The sequence below is a fragment of the Microbacterium sp. MMO-35 genome (assembly GCF_037147555.1).
In the GTDB taxonomy this organism is placed as follows: Bacteria; Actinomycetota; Actinomycetes; order Actinomycetales; family Microbacteriaceae; genus Microbacterium.
The window spans coordinates 332,245-348,369 of record NZ_JBBCVH010000002.1 but is presented as its reverse complement, the minus strand read 5'-3'; the positions used below and the strand labels follow the sequence as shown (position 1 = coordinate 348,369).

At 71.2% G+C, this 16,125-nt stretch carries 20 protein-coding genes and 1 pseudogene; 15 read left to right on the top strand and 6 right to left on the bottom strand.

The features are described 5' to 3' along the window. Position 1: 1 nt before the first annotated feature. A pseudogene (locus tag WFJ01_RS05020) lies at positions 2-88 on the bottom strand (heat shock protein transcriptional repressor HspR); the annotation flags it as partial. A 247-nt stretch (positions 89-335) separates the two neighbouring features. Further along, complete coding sequence (locus WFJ01_RS05015; protein ID WP_336628380.1) at positions 336-1,520, bottom strand: metal-dependent hydrolase family protein; 1,185 nt, start codon at positions 1,518-1,520, stop codon at positions 336-338. 362 nt (positions 1,521-1,882) lie between these two features. Here WFJ01_RS05015 and rpsP point away from each other — a divergent pair, with 362 nt between their 5' ends. The 4 genes from rpsP to trmD are packed head-to-tail and all read left to right on the top strand — an operon-like array spanning position 1,883 to position 3,871. Then, positions 1,883-2,314: a 30S ribosomal protein S16 gene (gene rpsP, locus WFJ01_RS05010; protein ID WP_233309342.1), complete on the top strand. Its 432-nt coding sequence runs from the start codon at positions 1,883-1,885 to the stop codon at positions 2,312-2,314. Between the two features lie 6 nt (positions 2,315-2,320). Further along, positions 2,321-2,551, top strand: coding sequence for an RNA-binding protein (locus WFJ01_RS05005; protein WP_251440658.1), 231 nt, complete (start codon positions 2,321-2,323; stop codon positions 2,549-2,551). A 2-nt stretch (positions 2,552-2,553) separates the two neighbouring features. Next, the gene (rimM, locus tag WFJ01_RS05000; protein WP_251440655.1) at positions 2,554-3,153 is read left to right on the top strand and encodes a ribosome maturation factor RimM; all 600 of its coding nucleotides are present in this window, start codon (positions 2,554-2,556) and stop codon (positions 3,151-3,153) included. Further along, on the top strand, positions 3,143-3,871 hold the full coding sequence (gene trmD, locus WFJ01_RS04995; protein WP_295034813.1) for a tRNA (guanosine(37)-N1)-methyltransferase TrmD: 729 nt from the start codon (positions 3,143-3,145) through the stop codon (positions 3,869-3,871). Before rimM ends, trmD begins: the two co-directional genes overlap by 11 nt. A 36-nt stretch (positions 3,872-3,907) precedes the next feature. On the opposite strand, the gene WFJ01_RS04990 is transcribed toward trmD, so the two are convergent. Continuing rightward, a complete protein-coding gene (locus WFJ01_RS04990; RefSeq protein ID WP_336628379.1) occupies positions 3,908-4,414 on the bottom strand; it encodes a DUF4190 domain-containing protein in 507 nt (168 codons plus the stop codon). A gap of 79 nt (positions 4,415-4,493) precedes the next feature. Then, complete coding sequence (locus WFJ01_RS04985) at positions 4,494-5,087, bottom strand: histidine phosphatase family protein (RefSeq protein WP_336628378.1); 594 nt, start codon at positions 5,085-5,087, stop codon at positions 4,494-4,496. A 129-nt stretch (positions 5,088-5,216) separates the two neighbouring features. Between WFJ01_RS04985 and WFJ01_RS04980 the strand changes: the two genes are divergently transcribed. After that, a complete protein-coding gene (locus WFJ01_RS04980; RefSeq protein ID WP_336628377.1) occupies positions 5,217-5,954 on the top strand; it encodes a class I SAM-dependent methyltransferase in 738 nt (245 codons plus the stop codon). 6 nt (positions 5,955-5,960) lie between these two features. On the opposite strand, the gene map is transcribed toward WFJ01_RS04980, so the two are convergent. Further along, entirely contained in the window at positions 5,961-6,743 is a 783-nt protein-coding gene (map, locus tag WFJ01_RS04975) for a type I methionyl aminopeptidase (RefSeq protein WP_251440624.1), read from the bottom strand. 103 nt (positions 6,744-6,846) lie between these two features. Here map and WFJ01_RS04970 point away from each other — a divergent pair, with 103 nt between their 5' ends. The 9 genes from WFJ01_RS04970 to WFJ01_RS04930 all read left to right on the top strand — a co-directional run bounded on the left by WFJ01_RS04970 (position 6,847) and on the right by WFJ01_RS04930 (position 14,224). Then, complete coding sequence (locus WFJ01_RS04970; RefSeq protein WP_336628376.1) at positions 6,847-7,374, top strand: MFS transporter permease; 528 nt, start codon at positions 6,847-6,849, stop codon at positions 7,372-7,374. 189 nt (positions 7,375-7,563) lie between these two features. Continuing rightward, entirely contained in the window at positions 7,564-7,914 is a 351-nt protein-coding gene (gene rplS, locus WFJ01_RS04965) for a 50S ribosomal protein L19 (protein WP_251440594.1), read from the top strand. A 119-nt stretch (positions 7,915-8,033) separates the two neighbouring features. After that, positions 8,034-8,816 (top strand): signal peptidase I, encoded by a 783-nt coding sequence (gene lepB, locus WFJ01_RS04960; RefSeq protein WP_292888458.1) that lies wholly within the window; start codon positions 8,034-8,036, stop codon positions 8,814-8,816. Continuing rightward, the gene (locus WFJ01_RS04955) at positions 8,797-9,456 is read left to right on the top strand and encodes a ribonuclease HII (protein WP_336628375.1); all 660 of its coding nucleotides are present in this window, start codon (positions 8,797-8,799) and stop codon (positions 9,454-9,456) included. The genes lepB and WFJ01_RS04955 overlap by 20 nt, the downstream gene beginning before the upstream one ends. Before the next feature lie 45 nt (positions 9,457-9,501). Further along, positions 9,502-9,828: a DUF2469 family protein gene (locus WFJ01_RS04950; protein WP_045252131.1), complete on the top strand. Its 327-nt coding sequence runs from the start codon at positions 9,502-9,504 to the stop codon at positions 9,826-9,828. 173 nt (positions 9,829-10,001) lie between these two features. Next, positions 10,002-10,364 (top strand): YraN family protein, encoded by a 363-nt coding sequence (locus WFJ01_RS04945; RefSeq protein WP_336628374.1) that lies wholly within the window; start codon positions 10,002-10,004, stop codon positions 10,362-10,364. Beyond that, complete coding sequence (locus tag WFJ01_RS04940) at positions 10,361-11,890, top strand: YifB family Mg chelatase-like AAA ATPase (RefSeq protein ID WP_336628373.1); 1,530 nt, start codon at positions 10,361-10,363, stop codon at positions 11,888-11,890. Before WFJ01_RS04945 ends, WFJ01_RS04940 begins: the two co-directional genes overlap by 4 nt. After that, positions 11,887-13,158: a DNA-processing protein DprA gene (gene dprA, locus WFJ01_RS04935; RefSeq protein ID WP_336628372.1), complete on the top strand. Its 1,272-nt coding sequence runs from the start codon at positions 11,887-11,889 to the stop codon at positions 13,156-13,158. Before WFJ01_RS04940 ends, dprA begins: the two co-directional genes overlap by 4 nt. 163 nt (positions 13,159-13,321) lie before the next feature. Next, positions 13,322-14,224, top strand: a complete 903-nt coding sequence (locus WFJ01_RS04930; RefSeq protein ID WP_336628371.1) for a tyrosine recombinase XerC — start codon at positions 13,322-13,324, stop codon at positions 14,222-14,224. Positions 14,225-14,281: 57 nt separating this feature from the next. On the opposite strand, the gene WFJ01_RS04925 is transcribed toward WFJ01_RS04930, so the two are convergent. Next, positions 14,282-14,881, bottom strand: coding sequence for a murein hydrolase activator EnvC family protein (locus WFJ01_RS04925; RefSeq protein WP_336628370.1), 600 nt, complete (start codon positions 14,879-14,881; stop codon positions 14,282-14,284). A 292-nt stretch (positions 14,882-15,173) separates the two neighbouring features. Here WFJ01_RS04925 and rpsB point away from each other — a divergent pair, with 292 nt between their 5' ends. Continuing rightward, entirely contained in the window at positions 15,174-16,055 is an 882-nt protein-coding gene (gene rpsB / locus WFJ01_RS04920; protein WP_251440402.1) for a 30S ribosomal protein S2, read from the top strand. Positions 16,056-16,125: the final 70 nt, after the last annotated feature.

The window sequence follows — 16,125 nt, the reverse complement described above, 5'->3', positions numbered from 1 at the left end:
GCCGTCCGTACTGGCGGAGGGTCTGCGGGTGCATGCCGGCCAGTTCGGCGGCGACCGCGATCGCGAAGATCGGGGTGTCGGCGCTCATGCGCTCATCGCCCATGGCGCACCGCATTTCGGACCTGCCGACACAAGGTCGACTGACCGGGATCAGGAGAATCCACAGGGATCCACCTGATCTCGGTCAGTTCGCCCGTTCCCGGCACGGAGAGAGCCCGAGCGGAGGCGCTCATCACGCCCGCGCCTTCGCCAGAAGCTCGGCGCGCGGATTCTCCGCCGGTTCCTTACCGAGTGCGCCCCGTCCTCGCCGGACGGGCCGCACTCCGTGCCGGGACTCAGTCGAACACGATGCCGCCGCGCACCACGGCGACGCGGGCGTCCTGCTCCCAGAGCGCCGAGGGGTCGGAGATCGGATCGGCGGACAGCAGCACGGCGTCGCCGTGGGCGCCGACGCCGAGATGCCCGGCGCGCGGATCGCGGATGAGCGCCGCATTGACCGTGGTCATCGATCGCAGCGTCGTCGCCGCGTCGCTCGCCTCGATCTGCAGACGCACTCCGCAGAGCTGGTCGTCCTCCAGCTCGCCCATGAGGTCGGTGCCGAAGCCCACCTGCACGCCGGCGGCGAGCGCGAGAGCCACGGCCTCCTGTCCCTGCGAGAGCACCTCGGCGTTCTTGGCCAGGGAGATCGCGTTCAGGCCGATTCCCGCGCCGCGCCTGTCCATGGCGTCGTAGGCGGCGAGGGTCGGCACGAGGAACGCGCCGGCGTCCGCCATGCGACCGGCGGTCGTCGCGTCGATGAGGTTGCCGTGCTCGATCGAGCGGACCCCGTTGGTGATCGCGTGCAGCACGGCCTCGGAGGAGTACGCATGCGCCGCGACGTAGGAGCCGCGGCGGGTGGCCTCCTCGACGACCGCGCGCAGTTCCTCATCCGAGTACTGCGGCACCCGGATCGGATCCGTCAGCGAGAACACGCCTCCGGACGCCATGACCTTGATCGCGTGTGCTCCCGTCCTCAGACGGTTGCGCACGGCGAGCCGCAGCGGATCCACCCCGTCCACGATCTCGCTGAGGTGACCGTGCGCGAAGCAGATGTCGACGTGCGCCGAACGCGGATCGCCGTGGCCGCCGGTCTGGCTCAGCGCCGGCCCGGTGAAGAGATAGCGCGGCGAGTCGAACAGGTCCCCGTCCACGGCGCGGGCGAGGCCGATGTCGCCGCCGGCGACGTCGCGCACCGTCGTGAAGCCGCGGTGCAGGGCCGCGCGGAGCCGGCGGGTGCCGTTGATGGCCGCGTAGCTGAGGGGGCCCCGTTCGTCCTCCAGCCCGTCCTGGCTGGTCGCGTAGGCGTGGAAGTGCGCGTCGATCAGGCCGGGGATGAGCGATCGGCCGCGTCCGTCGATGGAGACCGGATCGCCGAGCGGGCGATCGGCGACGACACCGTCGACGATGTGCACGTCGCGGTCGGTGAAGCGTTCGCCGTCCCAGACGGCGGCGCCGAGGATGCTGAGGGATCCGGTGCGCATGGGGCTCCTTGTGTTCGTGGTGAGGGTGCGTGGTGCGGGTGCGCATCACGCGGTGCGGTGCCCATCCGGTCGGGCGAACGGCCGAAGCCGAGACGGCTCGTGCGACCGACCGCCAGATCCGATCACATCGGTCATACTCCGACCCTATCTGTAATATGTCATGCAGTACATGGAAGGGCCCTGTCCGGAGCGACACGGGCCGGGGTGGTTTCGCGGGTTCGCCCGGGATCTGGCAGAATGGATAGCTGGATCGCCGCTCGACCCTCTATCCGGCCGTGATCCACCCTCAGAGCTTCCACCGGATGTGCACCCCACGCGGTCGGTGATCAGTTCGTCTTCCTTCCACACCATTCAGGAGAATCGTGGCTGTCAAGATCCGTCTCAAGCGCCTGGGCAAGATCCGTGCGCCCTACTACCGCATCGTCGTCGCCGACTCGCGCACCAAGCGCGACGGTCGTGTGATCGAGGAGATCGGCAAGTACCACCCCACCGAGGAGCCCTCGTTCATCGAGGTCGACTCCGAGCGGGCGCAGTACTGGCTGTCCGTCGGTGCGCAGCCGACCGAGCAGGTCGCCGCCATCCTCAAGATCACGGGCGACTGGGGCATCTTCAAGGGTGACAAGGACGCGAAGTCCACCCTCAAGGTCGCCGGCGAGAAGGTCGCCTTCGAGGCCGACTCCTCCAAGAAGTCGGTCATCAAGCCCAAGGTCGAGAAGAAGGAGACTCCCGCCGAGGAGGCTCCCGTCGAGACCCCCGCCGAGGACGCAGCCGACGCTGCGGCCGACGCGGAGTAATCCGTCGTGCTGGCTGCCGCGCTCGAGCACATCGTCTCGGGGATCGTCGATCACCCGGACGACGTGACCGTCACCGCCACCTCGTCGCCCCGCGGCGACGTCCTCGAGGTGCATGTGCACCCCGACGACAGGGGTCGCGTGATCGGGCGCGGCGGCCGCACCGCCAAGGCCCTCCGGACGCTGATCACCGCGCTCGCGGACGGACGTCGCGTTCGCGTCGACGTCGCGGACGACTGAGCGTGGCCGTCACCGATCGCCCCTCCGGACGCAACCAGCTGCGCGTGGGGCGCCTCGTCAAGGCGCACGGGCTCAAGGGCGCACTCAAGCTGGAGCTCTACACCGACGACCCCGCCGGACGCTTCGTGCCCGGAGCCGAGTTCACGTTGCAGGTGCCCGAGGCATCTCCGTGGCACGGCAAGTCCATCACCGTCCGTGAGCACCGCGTGATGAACGGCAGCTCCGTCGTGTTCTTCGAGGGCGTCGACGATCGCACCGCGGCCGAGGGCTTGGTGAAGGCGATCCTCTGGATCGATCAGGACGACGCGGAAGAGCCCGAGGACGACGCCTGGTACGACCACCAGCTCACCGGGCTGGACGTCGTCCGCGACGACGTCGTCGTCGGTCGTGTGATCCGAGTCGACCACCTCCCCGCGCAGGACCTGCTCATCGTGCGGCCCGCGACGGGGACCGGATCCGAGATCATGGTGCCGTTCGTCTCGGCGATCGTGCCGACGGTGGACATCCCCGGGGGCAGGATCGTCGTGACCCCTCCGGCCGGGCTCTTCGAAGAGCTCGCCGAAGACGATGCCGCCGAGCAGGACGCTCCCGGTGCGGATTGACGTCGTCTCGATCTTCCCGTCGTACTTCGACGGGCTGACCCTCTCGCTGCTCGGCAAGGCGCAGGGCAACGGCATCCTGGACCTGAACGTCCACGATCTGCGCGACTGGACCAGCGATCGGCACCGCACGGTCGATGACACGCCTTACGGCGGCGGCGCCGGCATGGTCATGAAGCCGGAACCCTGGGGGCTCGCGCTCGACGACCTCACGGCTGCGTCCAGGGGTACGGTTTCGTCGGCCGGTTCCGCCGATGCCCGGCCCACCATCATCTTCCCCTCGCCGGCCGGCGAGGTCTTCCATCAGACCACCGCGCGCGAGCTCGCCGATCGCGAGCACCTCATCTTCGGCTGCGGCCGCTACGAGGGCATCGACGAACGGGTCTTCGAAGAAGCCGCGACCCTCGGCGAGGTGCGGCTGATCAGCCTGGGCGACTACGTGCTGAACGGGGGAGAGGTCGCCGTCATGGCGATGATCGAGGCCATCGGCCGGCTCATCCCCGGTGTGGTCGGCAACCCCGAGAGCCTGGTCGAGGAGTCGCACGAGGACGGCCTCCTCGAGTACCCCTCGTACACGAAGCCGTCGGTGTGGCGTGACCGGGAGGTGCCGCCGATCCTGCTGAGCGGCAACCATGGAGCCATCGCCGCCTGGCGACGCGAGCAGCAGTGGGAGCGGACCCGGCGTCGCCGGCCCGATCTGCTCCCGGGCGACGAGGACTGACTTCCTCCCGCCTCCGGGCGTGGTCGCCGACCGTCGTCAGCCGCAGGTGTAGGTCACCCCGCCGACCTGCCACGTTCCCGGGCCGAGCTGCGCGCACATCGACACGACGTTCGCGATCGCGATGCCGCCGATGATCATGCCGATGATCGCGAGCACCGTGAGCACCGCCCCGATGATGATGCCGGCGACGGCCAGGCCGGTCGGGGCATTCGCCTTCTTGAGCTTGGCGCGGGCGACGAGGCTGATGATGAACCCGACGAGCGGGAGCAGGAACGCGAGGATGAGTCCGGCGATCGCAAGACCCTTGCCGGGGACCGGGGCCGCGTAGGGGCCCTGGCTGGCGGGATACGCGGGGACCTGCCCGGCGTACGGATCCGGAGCGGCGCTGGGCTGCGGCGTCGGGTAGCCGTTCTGGGCCGGATAGCCGCCCTGCGCCGGAGCGGGGGCGTATCCCGGTCCCGCCGGCGGCACCGGGGCGGCGGGGTACTGCGGAGGTTGCCCGCCCTGCGGAGAGGGCTGGCCGGGCTGCTCGGGGTACGTCATGACGCTCTCTCCTTCATCGCGATGGAACGGACAGCACAGATCCTAGAGCGCCGACGGCACGCGGGACAGGGGTCTCGGGTCACAGCACGCGCTCGGATGCCCGGGAGACCTCGAGGACGATGCCGTGCGGGTGCCGGAGCGCGAGCGTGTCCCCGTGGCCGTATCCGCGCATCGCCCCGCGCAGAAGCCGGCCGATCATCTCGTGCGTGACGAGCAGCGGCGTGCCCGTGCCCGCCCACGCGCACTCCTCGAGCGCGCGCAGAGCCCGCGGCCGGGCCGATGCATAGCTCTCGCCGCCGGGGAAGGCCCAGCCGTACCGATTCTCCGACCGCAGGGCGCGCACGCCCGGGTACGCCTCCTCGAGCTCGGCCCAGGTGCGGCCCGCGAAGGAGCCGTGATCGACCTCGGCGAGTTCGTCCACCACGACGATCTCTGCACCGAGGTGCTCCGCGACGATCTCCGCCGTCCGGCGGGCACGCCCGAGGGGACTGGTGCAGACGATGCCGACGCCGGCGACCTCGAGCCGGCGGGCGATCTCGCGCGCATGCCCGATGCCGGCGTCGGTCAGAGGGGAGTCGAGCCGGCCCTGCAGCCGATGCTCGTGGTTCCACGTCGTCTGGCCGTGCCGTGCCAGGAACAGGCGCTCCGGCATCCGCAGGTCGTGTCGGGACATGTCCACAGAATGGCACACCTCGGCTCCGCAGGGCGGCAGCGCGTGCCACCGCCGAGCGGCATGCCCCGCGCCTTCCTTCCGGCGCCGGCCGACGGCGCTTCTCCGGCCGTACGCGGTAGCGTCGGCGGCATGGTGGATCACCGTCTGGCCGAATCGTTCCGCACCATCGGCGAGGAGTACGACCGGAGGCGGCCCGGCTTCCCCGCGGCGACCGCGGATGAGATCGTCCCCGCCCCGGTGCGGACCATCCTCGATCTCGGCGCGGGGACCGGCAAGTTCACGGCTCTGCTGACCGCTCTCGCGGAACGGGTGATCGCCGTCGAGCAGTCCCGCGCCATGCTCGACGTGCTCCGGCGCCGCTTGCCGGAGGTCGAGGCCCTCGACGGATCTGCGGAACGGATCCCGGTCCCTGATGCGAGCGTCGAGGTGGTGACCGTCGCGCAGGCGTTCCACTGGTTCGACCGGGAGGCCGCCAGTGCCGAGATCCGACGGGTGCTGACCGCGCACGGCGTGCTGGGCCTCGTCTGGAACCACTCCGATCCGTCGTGCAGCTGGGATCGCGCCTGCACGCGGGTCGCGCACCCGGCGCTCAGCGGCGGGCTCTCGGGAGACGACGTCACGAAGGAGCTGCTGCCGGGCTTCGCGCCGCCGAGGTTCACGCAGGTCTCCTGGCGCGAGACGATCACCCGTGCCGACTACGTGGCCCGCTGGCTGACCGTCAGCTCTTTCCTCGCCGCCGACGACGACGTGCGCGCGGGCATGGTCGCGCGGGTCGAGCGCATCCTCGATGAGGACCCCGAGACGGCCGGGCGCGACGCCTTCGAGCTGCCGCAGGTCACGGACGTGTACGTGTACCGCGCGGCGTGAACGGCGTCAGTCGACGCCGAGGAAGGAGCGGTCGGTGAGGATGAGGGGGCCGTCCTCGGTGATCGCCACGGTGTGCTCGGAATGGGAGCCCCGCGAGCCGTCCGCGCTGCGCAGCGTCCAGCCGTCCGGATCGGTCACGAGCTCATCGGTCGTGGCGAGGAACCACGGCTCCAGGGCCATCACCAGGCCCGCGCGGAGCGGGAACCCGCGTCCGGGGCGGCCGTCGTTGGGCACGTGCGGGTCTCCGTGCATGATGCGGCCCACGCCGTGCCCGCCGAAGTCGGTGTTGATCGAGTAGCCCTCGCCGTGCGCGACGCCGGCGATCGCGGCCGAGATGTCGCCGATGCGGTTGCCGACCACGGCCGCCGCGATCGCGGCGTCGAGTGCGCGCTCGGTGGTGTCGATGAGGCGCAGGTCCTCGTCGCGCGGGGTGCCCACCACGAAGGAGACCGCGGAATCGGCGACCCAGCCGTCGACGGAGACCGCGAAGTCGAGGGAGACGAGATCGCCGTCGCGCAGCGTGTAGTCGTGCGGCAGACCGTGCAGCACCGCGTCGTTCACCGACGTGCAGATGACCTTCCCGAACGGGCTGGCGCCGAACGAGGGGTGGTAGTCGATGTAGCAGGACTCGGCACCGGCCTTGCGGATCATGTCGTGCGCGCGCCGATCGATCGAGAGCAGGTTCGTGCCCACCTTGGTCTCGGCGCGCAGCGTCGCCAGCGTCTCCGCCACGAAGCGTCCGGCCGCCCGCATCTCCTCGATCTCGGCGGGGGTGCGCAGTTCGATCATTCCCAGTCCTCTCGTCCTGTCCATTCTCTCCTACCTCTCTGCGGGCCGACGCTCACAGCGAACGCCCGGATCCGGGCCGGCGCCCCCGACGTACCATCGCGGTATGTGGATCCGGCGCGCTTTCTTCTCCTGGCTGTTCCCGGCCGCCCTCGTGCTGCCGCTGTGGCTCTTCATCGGCTGGGGCGTGTTCCACGCCGGCGGGTGGGCGTTCCTCTGGGTGCTGTTCATCGCGCTGCCGTCCGTGCTCGTCGGCGAGGTGGCGCTCGGGCTGCTCGTGCGCGCTCGCCCGACCGTGCGTGCGGAGCGCGCCGTCTCCTGGCGCGATGTCCTGGGCTTCACCGTGTGGCACGGCCTCACGATCGCGCTCGGGTTCTTCCCCGAGAACGCCTTCGGCTGGCTCCTCACCGGCACGATCGTCGCCTTCCTCGGCCTGTTCTGGTCGACGCTCTGGCAGCTCTGGAAGGACGTGGCGGAGCGCGGAAGGGCGGGTTTCGTGATCGACGGCGACGCGATGCGTCTCCCCGTCTACGGGGATGCGACCGGCACCGTGCGGGAGCGGGCGAGCCGGAACGGCGACGTCATCGTCATCACCGAGACGGGGCAATCCGACGGGGACCGTCCGGAGCGCTGACGCCGTAGGGTCCTGCGCCGCGTCCGGTTTTGGCGCGGACCCGGATCCATGGCAGAATTGTTCCTTGTGCCGTGACCCGGTTCTGCCTCAGGGGAGCCCGCGGACGCCCAGCGCTCCGTTCGGCACACACCACACCTTCATCCCTTCCTACATGCATGCGACCTGAGGCGAGTGCAGAGAGAGACGATCATGCAGATCCTCGACGTCGTCGACGCGGCTTCGCTCCGCTCCGACATCCCCGAGTTCTTCCCCGGCGACACCGTCAAGGTGCACGTCAACATCATCGAGGGCAGCCGCTCCCGTATCCAGGTCTTCCAGGGCGTCGTCATCGGCCGCTCGGGCGACAGCGTGCGCGAGACCTTCACGGTCCGCAAGATCAGCTTCCAGGTGGGCGTCGAGCGCACCTTCCCGGTGCACTCCCCGGTGATCGACCACATCGAGGTCGTCACCCGCGGTGACGTGCGCCGCGCGAAGCTCTACTACCTGCGCAGCCTGCGCGGCAAGAAGGCGAAGATCAAGGAGAAGCGCGACGCGCGCTGATCCCTCTCCGTGTGAGAAGAAGCGCCCCGGGACACGCGTCCCGGGGCGCTTCTTCGTGACCGGGCATGAGAAGCTGGAGGGCGCCGTCGTCCGACGGCCCGAGCCGTGAAGGATGACGCATGACGGAAGAGATCGCGGCCGGACCCGTCGACGCAGTGCGGGAGCCGGCGGCGCCGCGCAGGCGCGGCTGGGTCGTCTTCCTCCGCGACATCGTGGTGATCCTGCTCATCGCCGTGCTCGTGTCCTTCCTCGTCAAGACGTTCGTGGTCCGCAGCTTCTACATCCCCTCGGGATCGATGGAGAACACGCTCCTCGTCAAGGACCGCATCCTGGTCGACGAGATCACGCCGCATTGGAACGGCTACCACCGCGGCGACGTCGTCGTGTTCAAGGATCCGGGGGGCTGGCTTCCGCCCGCGCCGCAGGTTCCGCCCCGATCCCCCCTGCTCGAGGCGGGGGAGTGGTTCCTGACGCTGATCGGCATCGCCGCGCCCGATTCGGACGACCATCTCGTCAAACGCCTGATCGGACTGCCGGGAGACCACGTGGTGTGCTGCAACTCCCTGGGCCAGCTCACCGTCAACGGCGCGCCGATCGACGAGTCCTCGTATCTCAAGCAGGGGGTGGGTGACGATCGGGCGTCCAGCATCCCGTTCGACGTCACGGTTCCGAAGAACGCCATCTGGGTGCTCGGCGACAACCGCACCCGCTCCGAGGACTCCCGGTATCACCAGGATCAGCCCGGCGGCGGCTTCGTGCCGATGGACAACATCGTCGGACGGGCGTTCCTGATCACCTGGCCCTTCGACAGGTTCGGCCTGGTCGACGGGCACTACGCCGTGTTCAACGGGGTCTCGAATCCGAAACCGCAGGGGCGCCGCCGTGGCGGTCGCCGAGCCTAGCCTGGTGCTCGAGCGGCGGCTGCTGCGCGAGCACACGCACGTGATCGCCCTCGACGAGGTCGGACGCGGCGCCCTGGCCGGCCCGGTCGCCGTGGGCGCCACGGTCGTGGACGCGGCCGCAGCGCGACGGCGGGTTCCTCAGGGGCTGCGCGACTCCAAGCTCGTCCCGGAGAAGCGGCGCCCCGAGGTCGCGGCGCGGGCCGGCGCGTGGGCGCCCGCGAGCGCGGTGGGCTGGGCGTCGAACGCGGAGATCGACGATGTGGGCATCATGCGCGCCCTCGGCCTCGCCGCGTCGCGAGCGATCATCGCTGCCTGCGGAGACGTCTGGGATCCCGCGGCCGGGCTCGTGATCCTCGACGGCAACCACGACTACGTGTCGGCGGTGCACCCCGGTGCGCTGACCGTGCGTTCGATCGTCAAGGCCGACCGGGACTGCGCGTCCGTCTCGGCGGCGTCGGTGCTGGCGAAGGTCGCGCGCGACGCGCTCATGGTTCAGCTGGCGAGGGAGTTCCCCGACTACCAGTGGGAGCGCAACAAGGGGTACGCCAGCATCGAGCACCGTGACGCCATCCGGCGTGGCGGGCTCACCCGCCACCACCGCTCCTCCTGGGCCATCGCAGACGCGCCGACGCTGTTCTGAGCCGCGCGTTCGGGATGCGGCGGCCTCTCGTAGGATGGAGGGATCATGGATGACGACGCCTTCGACGATTACGACCGCGAGCTGGAGCTCGCCCTGTACCGCGAGTACCGCGATGTGGTCCTGCAGTTCCAGTACGTGGTCGAGACCGAGCGTCGCTTCTACCTCGCGAACGAGGTCAACGTGGTCCGCCGCGACACCGAGCACGACTTCTACTTCGAGGTCGCGATGAACGACGTCTGGGTGTGGGACATCTACCGGGCCGATCGCTTCGTCAAGTCCGTGCGCGTGCTGACCTTCAAGGACGTCAACGTCGAGGAGCTGTCCCGCCGCGAGTTCGAGCTCCCGCAGGAGCTGTCGCTCGACGGCGAGTGACGCAGGAGGCTCCCGCCGAGTCTTCTCGCCCGCGGTGGCGGGGCGGGACGCTCGCCGATCGGCGGTGCCGACCGAGAGGGTGATGTCCTCCACAGGTCGACCTCTTGCGGACTTTCCCACCGGTTGCGGGATCAGGGCGCCGAGGAGCTGCGCGCTCGATCAGGCTGTCCATCATGGCAGCCAAGGACGAACTCGGACGCGCGGGCGAAGACCGCGCCGTCGCGTACCTGATCGGGCACGGATACGCGATCCTCGACCGGAACTGGCGATGCGAGCAGGGTGAGCTCGACATCGTCGCGCGCAATCGGGACGCGCTCGCCTTCGTCGAGGTGAAGACACGGCGGACGCTCGACTACGGGCACCCGTTCGAGGCCATCGACCGCCCGAAGCGCCGACGCCTCTGGCGACTCGCGCAGCTCTGGGTGCGCGCGCATCCGGCGACGGCTCCCGGGGCCGTCCTGCGACTCGAGGCGATCGGCATCGTCGGCGCGGATCCGGCCCACGGGGCGCTCGAGCACCTGCAGGATCTGCGGTGACCGCGCGCACCTGGGCGGTCGCGCTGACCGGCCTGAACGGGCACATGGTCGACGTGGAGGCCGATCTGTCGCAGCAGACACCGGGGTTCGACCTGATCGGCCTGGGGGACCGTGCGCTCGGAGAGGCGGCGCGGCGCGTGCACAACGCCTGCAGGAACAGCGGACTCGACCTGCCGCGCCGCAAGCTCACGGTGAACCTGTCACCGGCCAGTCTGCCCAAGCACGGCTCGGCGTTCGACGTGGCGATCGCCATCGCCGCTCTCGGCACCGGGGGCGTCCTCGATCCGGTGTCCCTCGCGCGCACCGTGCATCTGGGCGAACTGGGGCTCGACGGCCGGCTGCGGCCGGTCCCGGGTGTGCTCCCCGCATTGCACGCCGCGCGCGAGGCCGGGTTCGAGCGGACCGTGGTCCCGTTCGCGAACGAGGCGGAGGCGCGTCTCGTGCCCGGGATGGAGGTGCACGCGGCGGTCAGCCTCGCGCAGGTGGCCCTCCTGCACGGAGCGGATGTCCCGGAGCTGGGGGAGCCGGAGCCGGTGCTGTCCGCCGCCACTCCCCAGACGAGTGCGCCCGCTCTCGAGCTCGCCGACGTGATCGGGCAGGACGATGCCGTGGCCGCGCTGGTCGTGGCGGCGGCCGGGGGGCACCACCTTCTGCTCTCCGGCCCACCCGGGGCCGGCAAGACCATGCTGGCGCGGCGGCTTGCCGGCATACTGCCCGATCTGGACGAGGGACTCGCGCTGGAGGCCGCGTCGATCCGGTCGCTCGCCGGCGAGACGCTGAGCCGCTTGGAGTTGCGTCCGCCGTTCGTGGCCCCGCACCACAGCGCCTCCGCGGTGGCGATGATCGGCGGGGGCTCGCGCACCGCACGTCCAGGCGCGATCGCGCGGGCGCATGGCGGACTGCTCTTCCTCGATGAGGCCGCCGAAGCCCCCGGCGCGGTGCTCGATGCCCTGCGTCAGCCCCTCGAGTCGGGATCCATCGAGATCCACCGGGCGGGTTTCACAGCACGTTTCCCCGCCCGTTTCCAGTTGGTGCTGGCGACGAACCCGTGCCCGTGCGGGTCCTTCGGTGTCGTCGGCGAGGAGTGCATCTGCCCGCCTTCCGCGATCCGGCGGTACGCCGCACGGCTGTCGGGACCGATCCGCGACCGGCTCGACATCGAGGTGGGCGTCGCCCGGGTATCGGCCGCGGCGGTCGCGGCGTCGTCGAGCGGCGCGCTGTCGACCGCACAGGCGCGTGCGCGGGTCGAGGAGGCGAGGGCCCGCGCCGCGCGGCGCTGGCGGGACACCCCCTGGCGGCTCAATGCGCACGCGCCGGGCACCTGGCTGCGACAGGGGGAGTTCCGTCTCCCCGCCGAGGTCCGGACTCCGCTGGATCGGGCTCTGCAGCGCGGGGCGCTGACGCTCCGCGGCTACGACCGCGTGCTGCGGATCGCGTGGTCGATCGCGGACCTCGCCGGTGCGGGCGCTCCCACTCTCGCCCACATCGGGCGGGCGCTGTACCTGAAGAAGGGGGCGACGACGTGAGTCCGGCCGCACGTGGTGGTCGATCCGCTGCCGATGAGCCGCACGACGGGGCGACGCCCGGCCCGGCCGAGCTGCGCCGCCGGCTGCGCACGTTGCGCGATGAGCCGGGCCTCCTCTCCGAGATGACCAGGATCCGGCCCGATGCGACGGATCCCGCGGTTCGGGACAGCGTGATCTGGAGTCTGCTCGTCGAACCGGGGGACGGCGTGGCCGGGGCGCTCGTCGAAGCGATGGGACCGACCGAGGCACTGGAGGTCGCGTTCGGCGGATCGCACGGAAGACGGGACGACCCGGAGGGCGATGTCGCCGGGGAGCGGCCCGCCGCCGCGGCATTGCGCGATGCGCGCCGGCGCTGGGCGCCCCGCCTCGCCGTCGAGCCCCACCTGGGGGCGTTGCGGACCGCGGCACGGATCGGGGCACAGCTGCTGCTGCCCCGGGACGCGGAATGGCCGGTCGCTCTGGCGGACCTCGGAGCGCACGCGCCCCGTGCGCTCTGGCTCCGGGGGGATCCCGCGGCGCTCTCCGAGGTCGGTGTCGCGATCGTGGGCGCTCGTGCTTCGTCGAGCTACGGCGAGCATGTCGCGGGCGGGCTCGCCGGCGAGCTCGCCGGGGAGGGATTCGTCGTGTTCTCCGGCGGTGCGTACGGCATCGACGGCACGGCGCACCGCGCGGCGCTCCGAGCCGGCGGTCGCACGGCGGCGGTACTCGCCGGCGGGGTGGATCGGCCCTACCCGAGCGGCCACGCTCAGCTGTTCGAGCGGATCGTCGCGAGCGGGGCGCTCGCGAGCGAGGTGCCGTGCGGCACGGCGCCCACGAAATGGCGGTTCCTCGCGCGCAATCGTGTGATCAGTGCGCTGGCCCGGGCGACCGTCGTCGTCGAGGCAGGTGGTCGGAGCGGCTCGCTGAACACGGCCGGCCACGCCGCCGAGCTCGGCAGGCCGCTCGGTGCGGTGCCGGGACCGATCACCTCGACGACCTCCGCGGGGTGCCACCGTCTGCTGCGGGATTACGACGCGCGGTGCATCACGTCGGTCGCCGACGTCCGTGAACTGCTCGGAGTCGATCGGGCCGGGCCGCCGATCATGCAGGAGGACCCGGACCTGGTCCGACTCGCCGACGCGCTCAACGCCCGCGCGGCGCGCAGTCGCAGCGAGCTCGCGCAGCGCAGCGGGCTGAGCGAGGACCGGGTCGAAGCGCTCCTCGGCATCCTGGAGCTCGACGGCGGCGCGAGAAGGAGCGAGCACGGCTGGCTCGGCGTGCTCCGGTGACCGCACTCGAGGGCGACTCCGGCGTGTAGAGGTCGAGCACGTACAGACCCGGCGGGGACCCGTCCTCCTCGAAGACCTCGAACGTGCGGGTGCCGAGGTTCCGGGGGAGTCGGACTCCGCGCGTGCTCCCGCGCTCCGCCGAGCGAGGGCGCAAGCTGGGGGCATGCGCGTATCGGATGCCGCCGCGGCGTTCACCGCGCACCTCACGCAGGTGCGTCGGCTCTCCCCGGCGACCGTGCGCGCCTATCGGTCGGATCTGGCCGATCTGGCCGCCGCCACGGCCGATGCCGACCTCGTCGCGGTCGACCTGGAGGCGCTGCGGGACTGGCTCTGGCGCGCCACGCAGCGCGGGGATGCGCGTTCGACGCTCGCCCGGCGCACCGCGGCCGTCCGCTCGTTCTTCGCCTGGGCCGCCGAGTCCGGTTTCGTGCCGGTCGACCCCGCGCTGCGACTCGTGACGCCGAAGCGCGGGCGCACTCTGCCGGCCGTCGCCTCCGCCGACGCCATGCGCGTCCTTCTGGACGAGGCGCGGGACGCGGCGCTCGACGGGGATCCCGTCCGGTTGCGCGACAGCGCGATCCTCGAGCTGCTCTACGGTTCCGGCATGCGCGTATCGGAGCTCTGCGGGCTCGCAGTCGACGACCTGGATCTGGACCGCGGCACGGCACGCGTCATCGGCAAGGGGGACAAGGAGCGGGTCGTCCCCTTCGGCGCCCCCGCGCGCGATGCCGTCGCGTCGTATCTGAGACGGGCCCGTCCCGCCCTGGTCGCACGAGCGGACCGACCCGGTCCCGCCCTCTTCCGGGGCGCGCGCGGGGGAGTGCTGGGCCCGCGCGCCGTGTACGAGCTGGTCGCCCGAGTGCTGGCGCCGGTGATCGGCGCCGAGACCGTCGGCCCGCACGCGCTGCGCCATTCGGCCGCGACGCATCTGCTCGACGGCGGCGCCGATCTGCGCGCCGTGCAGGAGATCCTCGGCCACGCGAGCCTCGGCACGACCCAGATCTACACGCACGTCTCCGCGGAGCGGCTCGCCGCGAGCTACCGGCTCGCGCACCCGCGGGCGTGATCACTCGCGCACTCGCGCGCGTGATCGGCGGCTCGACCTCTTCCCTGGCGGGTGCGGTCAGCAGCGGTCCGCTCCGCACGGCAGCAGCACGGCGCGAGGTACGCCGCCGAACAGCAGCATCGGATTGACGTAGACGCCGTTCCAGCGCACGCCGACGTGCAGGGAGCCGGCTGGCGCATGCCCGCCCGAGGACGCCCGCGCCACGAGATCCCCGCGGCGCACCGGGGCGCCGGGCGCGAGGATCGCGGTGGCAGGCTCGTACGTGGTGATCAGGCCGTTGCCGTGATCGATCGTCAGCAGCGCCCGGTCCGCCACGGTGCCGACGAAGGCGACCACTCCGTCGGCCGGTGCGCGCAGATCGCCGGACGCGGCGATGTCGACGCCCCGATGTCCCGGGCCGTAGGCATGCGCGGGAGGACGGAAGGGCTCGATCACGGAGCGGGCGCCCTCGACCGGCCACATCCAGTCCCGGTCCGGGAGCACGGGCCCTCCGTCCGTCGCGGCGGACGGATGCCCGAGCGCCGCGACGGACGCGGCGGCGGACGGCGGGGAGTACGGAGCGAGCGGCGGCGCGAGCGCGCCGAGCAGCACCGCGGCGGCCGCGAGGACGCGCCACGGCGCGTTCGCTGCGGGGGCAGGGTGACGGCGACGGGGCATACGTCGAACCTGCTCCGCCCGTCGATGTACCGGGCGTGCTTGCGCGCAGCCGGTGCGAAGCAGGGGGATCGGCTCGGCTGTGCGGAACGATGGCGAGGGCGTCGCGGATCGACCCGGCGATCCTGATATGCTTGCAGGGCATCCCGTATGTCGGGGTGACTACGCGTGCCCACAGCGTTCAACGTGGCGAACACTCCACAGGTCTCTCGCAGGAGAGCGGAGCGTGCGCCGGGCACCAGGATCGCCGATCACCCGATCGGCAGCTCAACCTCAACCAGCAAGGAGTACGACCATGGCCGTCGTCACCATCCGCCAGCTGCTCGACAGCGGCGTTCACTTCGGACACCAGACCCGCCGGTGGAACCCGAAGGTGAAGCGCTTCATCCTCACGGAGCGCAGCGGGATCCACATCATCGACCTGCAGCAGTCGCTGGGCTACATCGACAAGGCCTACGACTTCGTCAAGGAGACCGTCGCGCACGGCGGCACGATCCTCTTCGTGGGCACCAAGAAGCAGGCGCAGGAGATCCTCGCCGAGCAGGCGACCCGCGTCGGCCAGCCCTACGTGAACCAGCGCTGGCTCGGTGGCCTCCTCACCAACTTCTCCACCATCGCGAAGCGTCTCGCCCGCATGAAGGAGCTCGAGGAGCTCGACTACGAGAACCCGGCCGCTTCGGGCTTCACGAAGAAGGAGCTGCTGCTCAAGAAGCGCGAGCTCGACAAGCTGCACAAGTCGCTCGGCGGAATCCGCAACCTGACCAAGACCCCGTCGGCTCTGTGGGTCGTCGACGCCAAGCGCGAGCACCTCGCGATCGACGAGGCCAAGAAGCTCGGCATCCCCGTGATCGGCATCCTCGACACCAACGCCGACCCGGACGACTTCCAGTACCCGATCCCCGGCAACGACGACGCGATCCGCTCGGTCTCGCTGCTGACCCGCATCATCGCCGACGCCGCGGCCGAGGGCCTGCAGGTCAAGCACAACCCCGAGGCCGGCGACGCCGAGCCGCTCGCCGAGTGGGAGCAGGAGCTCCTCGAGGGCGCTGACGCGCAGGTCGCCGCGACCGAATCCGCCGCGGACGAGGCCGGCGCAGCCGCGCACGACGAGGCGATCGCCGCCGCTGCGGGCGAGACCGCGGCCGAGGTCGCCGACGCCGAGTCGACCGACAAGTAATCGCGATCCGTCGGAGGGCGCGAGCCCTCCGACCCGCACCCACCACGCACACACACGAAGCAAGGAGCCA

Excerpts from the sequence above, each read along its gene's own strand:
- WFJ01_RS04930 (WP_336628371.1), top strand. The coding sequence starts at position 13,322 with ATGCGCGTATCGGATGCCGCCGCGGCGTTCACCGCGCACCTCACGCAG.
- rplS (WP_251440594.1), top strand. The coding sequence starts at position 7,564 with ATGCAGATCCTCGACGTCGTCGACGCGGCTTCGCTCCGCTCCGACATC.
- WFJ01_RS04985 (WP_336628378.1), bottom strand. The coding sequence starts at position 5,087 with ATGTCCCGACACGACCTGCGGATGCCGGAGCGCCTGTTCCTGGCACGG.
- WFJ01_RS04970 (WP_336628376.1), top strand. The coding sequence starts at position 6,847 with ATGTGGATCCGGCGCGCTTTCTTCTCCTGGCTGTTCCCGGCCGCCCTC.
- WFJ01_RS04950 (WP_045252131.1), top strand. The coding sequence starts at position 9,502 with ATGGATGACGACGCCTTCGACGATTACGACCGCGAGCTGGAGCTCGCC.
- WFJ01_RS04925 (WP_336628370.1), bottom strand. The coding sequence starts at position 14,881 with ATGCCCCGTCGCCGTCACCCTGCCCCCGCAGCGAACGCGCCGTGGCGC.
- rpsB (WP_251440402.1), top strand. The coding sequence starts at position 15,174 with ATGGCCGTCGTCACCATCCGCCAGCTGCTCGACAGCGGCGTTCACTTC.
- lepB (WP_292888458.1), top strand. The coding sequence starts at position 8,034 with ATGACGGAAGAGATCGCGGCCGGACCCGTCGACGCAGTGCGGGAGCCG.
- WFJ01_RS04980 (WP_336628377.1), top strand. The coding sequence starts at position 5,217 with ATGGTGGATCACCGTCTGGCCGAATCGTTCCGCACCATCGGCGAGGAG.
- map (WP_251440624.1), bottom strand. The coding sequence starts at position 6,743 with ATGATCGAACTGCGCACCCCCGCCGAGATCGAGGAGATGCGGGCGGCC.
- WFJ01_RS04990 (WP_336628379.1), bottom strand. The coding sequence starts at position 4,414 with ATGACGTACCCCGAGCAGCCCGGCCAGCCCTCTCCGCAGGGCGGGCAA.
- WFJ01_RS05015 (WP_336628380.1), bottom strand. The coding sequence starts at position 1,520 with ATGCGCACCGGATCCCTCAGCATCCTCGGCGCCGCCGTCTGGGACGGC.
- WFJ01_RS04945 (WP_336628374.1), top strand. The coding sequence starts at position 10,002 with ATGGCAGCCAAGGACGAACTCGGACGCGCGGGCGAAGACCGCGCCGTC.